Below are 6,096 nucleotides of genomic sequence, written 5' to 3'. Positions count from 1 at the left end.
TCCGGGAGATAGGAGCCGGTATTGTCAATGTAATCTTCTCCCTCCTCTCTGGATTCTTCTGTGGGAAAGAGAATGGCACTTCCCACAACCTGGGACTTTCCGGAAAGGTTCTGATAAATCTGTAAAAGTACAAAGGAGACATTTTCCTGATAATCCGTCCAAGTACTCTTACATAGGTAAAGGTAGTTTGTGCCAGAAACCACCTGGGTGCCCAGCAGGGCTATGGGCTCATAATGGGTATAGTTATAGCCCTTTGGAAATGCCGCTTTAAATGCATTCATGGCATCCGGGTTATCCTTCAGAGAGAAACTTACGAGATTGGTGTTATAAGACCCCACAAGAGAATCGGAATTATTTTCAGCTTTTCCCTTTTCACCTTCTGTTGCTCCGGATTCTGTAGGATTCGGAGCACTACTTTCTTTTTCTGTTTCGTTGGAATCGGCATTATTGCTTTCTTTCTCGGCGTCACGGAGATTCGCAGAACTGCTTTCTTTTGCAGTTTTTGTGGGGGTGGCTGTGCTACTTTCCTTTGCCGTTTTGCCGTTGCAGGCGGTAATGGTTAAAGCGGATAATGCTGCGATAAGCAGTGTATGTTTTAAAAGATTTTTTTTCATTTTCTCTCCCTTTTATATTTCTAGCTTTTGTCTCCCTCTTGTACTGCTGGCTTTTTCCTCTGTATTATAAATCGAAAAATGGAAACTGCTTCTTACAAAACAGAGTCAATATGGAATTTAATTCAATCGAAAAGCAATTTTGTCGATTTTTTTCAGCCGTAAATTCAACCGTAAAATTTTACGATTGAATTTATGGCTGTTTTCAATTACTATTGTCCTAATAACAAGGAGGTAAAGGGGATGAAAGAGACTAGACAGCTGGAATTTAAATCAGATATTTCCAATACATTTTTAAAAACGGTGAGTGCATTTGCCAACTATGATGGTGGACAAATTATATTTGGTGTAGGAGATACAGGTGAAAAAATCGGGCTAAAGGATCCGGCAGAGACCTGCCTTGCAATAGAGAATAAAATTAATGATGCCATTCGCCCCCAGCCTCAGTATGAACTATCGGTGAATGAGAAAGATAAGACCGTAACTCTTACAGTGGAGGCGGGACCGGCTAAGCCTTATACCTATAAATCCAAAGCTTATCGAAGGAATGATACTGCGACTATTGAAGTGGATGAACTGGAGTTAAGCAGATTAATTCTGCAGGGCAGAAATATTCATTATGAAGAGCTTCCTGCGGATACACAAGAGCTTTCCTTTTCGGAGTTGGAATGGAGAGCTAAACAGGAAATAGGGATAAAATCTTTAAATAAAGACATTTTGAAGACATTGAATTTGTATCAAGATGGAGAAGGCTATAATCATGCGGCAGAGCTCCTTGCGGATCAGAATCATTTTCCCGGAATTGATGTGGCCAGATTCGGGGAAGATATAAGCATTATTTTGAAGCGTGCGGTATTGGAAAAGGAGTCTATCCTTTCTGAACTGGAGAAAGCGGTTGAGCTCTATCGAGATTATTATCAGTATGAAGAAATTCGGGGAATGGATAGAGTAAAGGTAGAGAAGATTCCTGAGGAAGCATTCAGAGAAACTATTGCCAATGCCTTGATTCACAGAACCTGGGATGTCAACGCGCAGATTCGTGTGCTGATGTTTGAAGATAGAATTGAAGTCAGCTCTCCGGGAGGTTTGCCGGCAGGACTTTCGGAGGAAGAGTATTTAAAGGGAAATATCTCCATGCTCAGAAATCCTATTTTGGGCAATGTATTTTATCGTTTGCATATTGTGGAAATTCTTGGCACCGGAATTATTAGAATCAAAGAAGCTTATAAAGAAAGTCAAAAGAAGCCGGTTTTTGAAGTCTTTGAAAACTCCATTAAAGTCACCTTGCCCGTCATCAGCAACATAAATCTTAATGCAGATGAGGCCGTTGTATATGATGTATTAAGGAAAAACTATCCGAAATCCATTAGTGAAATTATGGAAGAAGTACCATTTGGGAAATCAAAGACAGCAGCACTGTTAAAGAGAATGGTGGAGAATCATTACGTTACGATTGTAGGCAGTGGAAGAGGAACGAAGTATAAGATATAGAAAAAAGTTTACAGCAGGTCTATTCATTACTGAGTTGGATACGATTTGAATTCAGATTCGATAAGGTTTTTATATTGCGACAATAGTGTATAGGCAGTAATATATTTGTACACATACATTGTCATTTATTATGTTAGCAAAGGAGGTATTCTGCTATGAGTATAAGAGAAAAAGAAGTACTTAATATGCAACTAGTCTTAATACCAATTTTAGCGAAGGCATGGAAGAAAACCTATTCCGAGCTATCAGATTTGTTAAAGAAATATGATGTATTGAGTTACATTGATGTTTGCTATGAAGCTTATAATTCTACCGGTAACCAAGGAATTATTGATGATTTGCAAGACTATATTGAGATGCAGGGAGGCTTGCTTTTTTAGAACGCAGGAAGCAGTAAAGACATGATAAAGTGAAAAGGCAGGTGATTGCATAATGATTACGAGTGCAGATCAGAAAAAAGCTATGCGAAATATTGCCGTATTTCTTGTGGAATATATTATGAAAGATAAGGGATATTCAAGGGATGAGGCAGTTGAATTTTTGATGAAAACTGCTGTTTATGCGGCTTTGATGGATGAAGAAACAGACCTTTATCTGGAATCAAGGGAATCAGTCCTAGATATCTTAAAAGAGGAATTGGCCGGAAATCCGTATAGATTGCTGGTGGTATAATTTTATTCTTCCATGCGTGCTTTTTATCTTGGACAACATAGCTTCTTGGCAAGAGTTTAAATGTACTCTGCTAAGAGGCTATTTTTATCTCTTCAAATAGACCTCCCCCTCCATCTATGCTATACTTTCTCTGTAATTAAACTTTGTTGTTTTTTGAAAGTTCTTAACGAATTTGCTCATCAAAGGAGGTCTATGATTAGCTATCGTTGTAAGCAATGTGGCGCCCAGCTGGAGCTTGGCAGTGCCGGCGGATTTCAGTGCCCCTATTGCGGGGCGAGAGCCTTTATGTCCGATGCGGAATTCAAAGGGAATCATGAGTTTCGAAAGAAGCTTTTGGCTTACTACAAGGCGAAGGCAAGCGAGAAGGAAAATGATTATAGCAGCGATACTTTATGGGAAGAGCTTGGGAATGCCACCTACCCTATGGTAAATGGCAAGAATTTAACTCTCTCTTATATGGATCGTTATCATTATCCGGAGATGGTCTGCTATTTGTGTCGGGAGTCGGTGGTCTATGTCTTTGACCGGGAGGATGGGGCAAATGCTTTTATGCAGGGCTTAAGTCGTCTTAGCTTTCCGGAAGCGGATGTAAAATTATCCAGGTGCTTTCCTATGCTAAAGTCTAAGATTACGTTAGATGCCGGGAAGCTTTGTCTGATTTTTACCAGAAAGCCCTATTTTTATCCCGCGGAGGTCTTTGCACCCTTTGCTTCGGAGCATTTGGCCTGGGTGATTTCACGGATGGAAAATATCTGTTGCGCCCTGGAGTATTCGGAGCTTCAGCACGGGGATATTACGGCGTCCAGTCTTTTTGTGAATTCGCTTACCCATGAGGGAATGCTCTTCGGGGATTGGAGAAATGTGGAAAGGAAGCGTAGCAATCAGGATTTACTGGATTTACGAAAGACCGCAAAATCTGTTGCAGAAAATATCCATAGTCCTGCTCTTTTGAAGGAATTTTTATTGGCAGAGCCGGAAGGGGATGCCTTTCAGGACTTCGGTGCATGGGATAGGGTAATCGAAGAGGGCTTTGGCGGTCATCGTTTTGTAAAGATGAAATAGGAGGAAAATATGGGATACGGCAGTTATTCAGCATCAGATTGGCAGAAATTGAAAAGCAGTAGAAAGCTCTCCAATGGGCAGAGGGTAGAAGAAGTATTTACAAGAAGAGAATGTAATCCCAAGATGAATCCGAAATTCATCGGCACCAGAGAGTGTTTCGACTCGGAGGAGCATCCTAATACAACCCCTATCGTTGTGGGCTTGGATGTGACCGGCTCCATGGGCTATCTTGCGGTGGAGCTGGCAACGGGGGCCTTAAATGAGCTGATTACCAAGCTGTATTCCACCGGCGCCGTGGCAGATCCTGCCCTGATGTGTGCGGCTTATGGAGATTTTCAGGATGCATCCCCCTTGCAAGTAACTCAGTTTGAGTCGGATATTCGTATTGCCGAGCAGCTTTTAGACATTTACTTTGAAAATCATGGAAATGGCCAGGTGGTGCCTACCTGCCTTTGGGAATTCTTAACCCGCCATACCAATATTGATGCAGTGAAGAAAAGACAGCAAAAGGGCTTTCTTTTTACTATCGGAGATATGGCCGAGATTCGCAGTGATTCGGTGGGAATGACGATTTCCCGGGTTATAGGAGACGATATCGGAACGAGTGTTACCAAAGAGGATTTATTAAATGAAGTTAAGCAATCCTTCCATGTTTTCCATATCATGATTGGCGGAGACAGTCAGGAAAATGAGCAGCTTCTTCCGGGGCATTGTATCGTACTGGCAAGACAGGACATTTCCTGCCTTCCGGAAATCATTATCAGTGCCATTCAGTTGCAAAAGGGCGCGACCTTAGAGGAAGTTCTTGGTCGCTGGGATGAAATCAATCGTCCTGTGATTAGCGCGGCATTGGCACAGCTATCCTTGCAAAGGGATGATGACATTTTCCTATAAGAGTCATGGCTGTTTTTGGCACGGAATGAATTCATCTCTGTAAAAAAAAGGTAGAAGATATTAGGTTATGAGAACAATTGCGGTTATCGGCAAGAACTTTGGGGATGAAGGTAAGGGCTATACTTGTAGCCGTCTTGCCTCATCCCTTAAGAAATCCTTGATTATCAAACATAACGGCGGCGGACAGGCAGGGCACACGGTAGAAGATCCGGAAGGAAAATGGCGTTTTATTCATCATCAGATAGGCGCCGGGGCGGAGTACCATGTGCCTACTTTATTTGCCGACAGCTTTATGCCGGACCTGTTTCAGCTGGGGAAGGAAGTTAAAGAATTTACGGAGCTCTTCGGCTTTCAGTCCATCCTTTATTCTGAAAAAAATGCACGAGTAACTACTATAGATGATGTACTTTTAAATATGGGAGCAGAATTTGCCAGAGGCAAGAATCGCCACGGCTCCTGCGGTATGGGCATAGAGGAATGTGTGCAGCGAAATGCCGCCGGATACGAAATCACCCTGGAAGATATTGCTACAATGAGTAATCCGGATTTATTGCATCGTTTAAAGCATATTCGAAAAGAGTATACTGGGAAAAGAGCGGAAATCTTGAGGATTCAAGCACCAGAGTCCTCGAAAGACAAGAAGCAATCGAATCTTATGAATCTTTCAACTGCTTCAACTTCTTCGAATCCGTCTAATTCCACGACTTTCTCGAATTTTTCGAATCCCTACTATGAGATGCTGAACAATGAGACGGTTTTAGAAAATTTTGTGGAAGAAGTGAAGCAGAATGTGAAGCTTCTGACCTTAGTGGATGCGGATAGAAAATGGTTGGAGGGATTTCAACATTTGATTTTCGAGACAGGACAGGGCTTACTTTTGGATCAGGACTATGAAGCCTATGCTCCCCATTTGACTTCTTCCAAAACAGGCATCCATAATCCGGCCATCTTTTTAGAAAAACGAGGCTTATCTTTGGATGAAGCCATCTATGTGACACGTCCCTATGTCACCCGTCATGGAAATGGGCCTTTACCTTGTGAGGTGGACCGTTCTGAACTTCCCGGGGTGGGAGAGGATCTGACCAATCAGCCTAATGAATGGCAGGGGACTTTACGCTATGCAAAGCATGAGAGTCTGGAAGCATTTTTTGCACCGGTACTAAGAGATAGGGATTCCGTAAATTGCTTAGAGCGTATGGGCGAAACAAAACGGTCCAAGCATCCTAAACTCTCCATTCTTGTTACCCAGCTATCGGAAAGAGGAAATCAACTATACTTTGAAGAAGGAAAGATTCCTTTTGAAACTCTTCAAAAAGCGGGAGAGGAGCTGGGGATTTCTTGCGTAAAAGATATCGGAGGTTAATCC

At 42.2% G+C, this 6,096-nt stretch carries 7 protein-coding genes; 6 read left to right on the top strand and 1 reads right to left on the bottom strand.

Going from position 1 to position 6,096, the window contains the following annotated elements:
- A partial coding sequence (locus tag ACO4PX_RS01140) for a hypothetical protein (protein WP_485571008.1) occupies positions 1-614 on the bottom strand: 614 nt, incomplete at its 3' end.
- 240 nt (positions 615-854) lie between these two features.
- Here ACO4PX_RS01140 and ACO4PX_RS01135 point away from each other — a divergent pair.
- From ACO4PX_RS01135 to ACO4PX_RS01110, 6 genes are all read left to right on the top strand, one after another.
- Positions 855-2,102, top strand: a complete 1,248-nt coding sequence (locus ACO4PX_RS01135; RefSeq protein ID WP_485547577.1) for an ATP-binding protein — start codon at positions 855-857, stop codon at positions 2,100-2,102.
- 155 nt (positions 2,103-2,257) lie between these two features.
- Positions 2,258-2,482: a DUF3791 domain-containing protein gene (locus ACO4PX_RS01130; RefSeq protein WP_304073113.1), complete on the top strand. Its 225-nt coding sequence runs from the start codon at positions 2,258-2,260 to the stop codon at positions 2,480-2,482.
- 52 nt (positions 2,483-2,534) lie between these two features.
- Entirely contained in the window at positions 2,535-2,774 is a 240-nt protein-coding gene (locus ACO4PX_RS01125) for a hypothetical protein (RefSeq protein WP_314668772.1), read from the top strand.
- Positions 2,775-2,966: 192 nt separating this feature from the next.
- Positions 2,967-3,836, top strand: a complete 870-nt coding sequence (locus tag ACO4PX_RS01120) for a TFIIB-type zinc ribbon-containing protein (RefSeq protein WP_485571006.1) — start codon at positions 2,967-2,969, stop codon at positions 3,834-3,836.
- Between the two features lie 9 nt (positions 3,837-3,845).
- Positions 3,846-4,730 carry a hypothetical protein gene (locus ACO4PX_RS01115; RefSeq protein WP_485571004.1) on the top strand — a complete coding sequence of 295 codons (885 nt, stop codon included), beginning with the start codon at positions 3,846-3,848 and terminating at the stop codon, positions 4,728-4,730.
- Between the two features lie 67 nt (positions 4,731-4,797).
- Positions 4,798-6,093, top strand: a complete 1,296-nt coding sequence (locus ACO4PX_RS01110; protein ID WP_485571002.1) for an adenylosuccinate synthetase — start codon at positions 4,798-4,800, stop codon at positions 6,091-6,093.
- Positions 6,094-6,096 lie beyond the last annotated feature (3 nt).

Source organism: Oribacterium sp. (assembly GCF_057249185.1).
Note: the sequence above shows the minus strand (reverse complement) of the source record. Positions and strands in the feature narration are given on the sequence as shown.

Coding starts and splice junctions, on each gene's coding strand:
- ACO4PX_RS01120 (WP_485571006.1), top strand. CDS start 2,967: ATGATTAGCTATCGTTGTAAGCAATGTGGCGCCCAGCTGGAGCTTGGC.
- ACO4PX_RS01135 (WP_485547577.1), top strand. CDS start 855: ATGAAAGAGACTAGACAGCTGGAATTTAAATCAGATATTTCCAATACA.
- ACO4PX_RS01130 (WP_304073113.1), top strand. CDS start 2,258: ATGAGTATAAGAGAAAAAGAAGTACTTAATATGCAACTAGTCTTAATA.
- ACO4PX_RS01115 (WP_485571004.1), top strand. CDS start 3,846: ATGGGATACGGCAGTTATTCAGCATCAGATTGGCAGAAATTGAAAAGC.
- ACO4PX_RS01125 (WP_314668772.1), top strand. CDS start 2,535: ATGATTACGAGTGCAGATCAGAAAAAAGCTATGCGAAATATTGCCGTA.
- ACO4PX_RS01110 (WP_485571002.1), top strand. CDS start 4,798: ATGAGAACAATTGCGGTTATCGGCAAGAACTTTGGGGATGAAGGTAAG.